Source organism: Clostridium sp. CTA-1, from assembly GCF_054768215.1.
On the sequence record NZ_BAAAAP010000050.1, the window covers coordinates 1 to 2,479 of the forward strand.

The window sequence follows — 2,479 nt, forward strand, 5'->3', positions numbered from 1 at the left end:
ACCTTATATAATGTAGTAAAAACTCTAATATTTTTTATAAATAATTATTTAAGATTAAATTGTATTCCTTTATTATGCTCTGTTATTAATTTTAGATTATCAATCTTAATATCTTTAGGTATATCGAATACTAAGAAAGTATTCTTGTTTATTCCTGCATTAATTTTATCATAAGACCCTATAAAATTTTTATTTTCTCTAAAAATAGATTCTTGACTATTTAGATGCCCTAATGCTTCAAAAGAATTATCATCAACTTCATATGTTTTTTTCCCATCATTTAATTTAAATTCATGTGGTTCATATCCTGTAGCTTCTTCGCCATTATTTTTTATATCTAGTTTTATTACTATAAATTTTCCACTTGGTGTTGATTTCCCAGATTCATTGCTAATAGCACCGCTTCTAAAATTTTAATACTTAAATTTCCTACAGGAGACTGTTCTCCAAATTTTACATCTTTCTTTTCTTCTTTTGCTTCCTCTTTTGTGCTAGAAACTTGTTTATCTACACTTTGACCAATCTGTTTATTAACTCTACCAATTGCTGTAGCATCACCTATAAAATACCCTGCAATAAATATAATAAGTCCACCTATTATTAATTTAAAATTCTTTTTCATGTACTTAATCCCCTCTTGTTGATATAGTTTAATTATAACAAAAATGTAATATTTGTAAATAAATCATCAAATTTTAACTAACTAGCTTGAAATATCTATATCTTTGATATAATAAAAACGGATTTAAATATTACACTTACACTGATAAACTCTTGTAAAAAAGAACCCATTATAAAATATAAAATGGATTCTTTCTCCTATTAAACGGGATGGTAGAATAATATCTATACTATTAACCTTCTATACAATTCATAATATTCCTTTATATGATTAAAATTCACATATACTGGATATAATAAAAATGACTAGAATATAGCACCAATATATAAAAATCCATACAAAAAGAACTCCAATAATAAAATGGAGTTCTTTTTTTGGGAGATATATGCTTAACTTATAAAGAACCGTTATATTTAATATTCTATAAATGTTAAAAAATCCCTTTAAATAACAAAAAAATAATATCTATAACATAAACTACAACTACCATTTTAATAATATATCTTATGTTAATGTTCAACATTACAATAAAAGCCTTAACTGAAATTAAAAAGGATTTAAATAAATCCTCTATTAATGAAGATGAAATAGAATATATGGATCTAAAAGTCCTAAAAAATACAATATTTATGATATAGAAAAACATTAACAGACTATTAAAAAATTTAATAATATAGATATAACAAAAAACACCCTTGATTTAAGTACTGGGTGTTTTTTTCTTTATTTGCTTACAGTTTAATTTAAATGATTTTAGCAAAAACAATATAAATTAATACAAAAGGATGAAATTTGACGAAAAGTTTTTATTTAACTTACATGTCAATTTATGTTAGGATATAAACAAATAAAAATCAAAAGGGGGAAAACTTATGTTAAGTAAAAACACAACTTCAAAGATAATTCTTACACTAGTACTTGGGTTGCTAATTTCTCCAATACAAACAGCTCATGCAAGTGAAAATAAAAATACTAAAGATCCTGCAGAAAGTACACAATCAATCCAAATCAAAACTGGTGATATTAAAAATTTAAAAATGCTTAAAGAAACTGATACAGAATTAATTTATACTTATGAACAAAATAATCAAATATTTAAAACCGAAGAAGTTACGTCAGGAAATCAAGTTTTAGCTAAAGTTTATAAAATGAATTCTGATGGTACTTTTGTAAAACTTGATGAAATAAAAACTATAGTAGATAGAGAAAAAGACCTTGTAATACAAGAAATTAATGGTCAAAAGAATGTAATGCAATTAAGCGAAACTATTGTTGAAGATCCTGTTCAAAATGTAATGAGAGGTAATATTCCTAAACCACCACAAAATACATGGGTATATATACGAACAGACAAGGGGTCAAATAAATACAATAAGTTTTTATTATCTACTGGTGCTAATATACTTGCTGGTACATTAGGTGTAGGCTATGGAGTAGCTTTTGCTATTCTCAGAAGTGCTGTTAATTTAAATTTAGATACAGTGTATTATACAACTAAAGTATATTATAAATATAAAAGTTTTTTAGCAGTTCAAGGCAAATATGTTTCTAATATATATTCTGACTCTGCTAGAAGAAACCTCATAAAAGCTAATGTGGTTGGTTACAAGACTCTTACTAGATAAAAATAATATGATATAATAAGAAGAAGACCAGAAATAATGTATATGCATATTACAATTTTTTTTGGTTTTCTTCTTATTATAATTATAGCAAGAAAAAGCAGTACAAATGTTGATATACTAAGGGTATATACATTTCTATAAAAAGTTGTAACAGTAATGCAAATAATTAAAATTATTTTAATTATATTATCAATAGATTTAGATTTCATAATTAACACCCTCTCTTTATTTT

3 protein-coding genes are annotated in these 2,479 nt (G+C 24.4%); 1 reads left to right on the forward strand and 2 read right to left on the reverse strand.

Annotated features, from left to right (window positions below; genetic code table 11):
- Nucleotides 1-44 precede the first annotated feature (44 nt).
- Both ACYUEW_RS18830 and ACYUEW_RS18835 read right to left on the reverse strand, forming a co-directional pair.
- Complete coding sequence (locus ACYUEW_RS18830) at nt 45-395, reverse strand: DUF4352 domain-containing protein (RefSeq protein ID WP_460277693.1); 351 nt, start codon at nt 393-395, stop codon at nt 45-47.
- The gene (locus tag ACYUEW_RS18835; protein ID WP_460277689.1) at nt 350-622 is read right to left on the reverse strand and encodes a hypothetical protein; all 273 of its coding nucleotides are present in this window, start codon (nt 620-622) and stop codon (nt 350-352) included. Before ACYUEW_RS18835 ends, ACYUEW_RS18830 begins: the two co-directional genes overlap by 46 nt.
- Nucleotides 623-1,494: 872 nt before the next feature.
- Here ACYUEW_RS18835 and ACYUEW_RS18840 point away from each other — a divergent pair.
- Nucleotides 1,495-2,247, forward strand: coding sequence for a hypothetical protein (locus ACYUEW_RS18840; protein WP_460277691.1), 753 nt, complete (start codon nt 1,495-1,497; stop codon nt 2,245-2,247).
- Nucleotides 2,248-2,479 lie beyond the last annotated feature (232 nt).

Excerpts from the sequence above, each read along its gene's own strand:
- ACYUEW_RS18835 (WP_460277689.1), bottom strand. The coding sequence starts at position 622 with ATGAAAAAGAATTTTAAATTAATAATAGGTGGACTTATTATATTTATT.
- ACYUEW_RS18840 (WP_460277691.1), top strand. The coding sequence starts at position 1,495 with ATGTTAAGTAAAAACACAACTTCAAAGATAATTCTTACACTAGTACTT.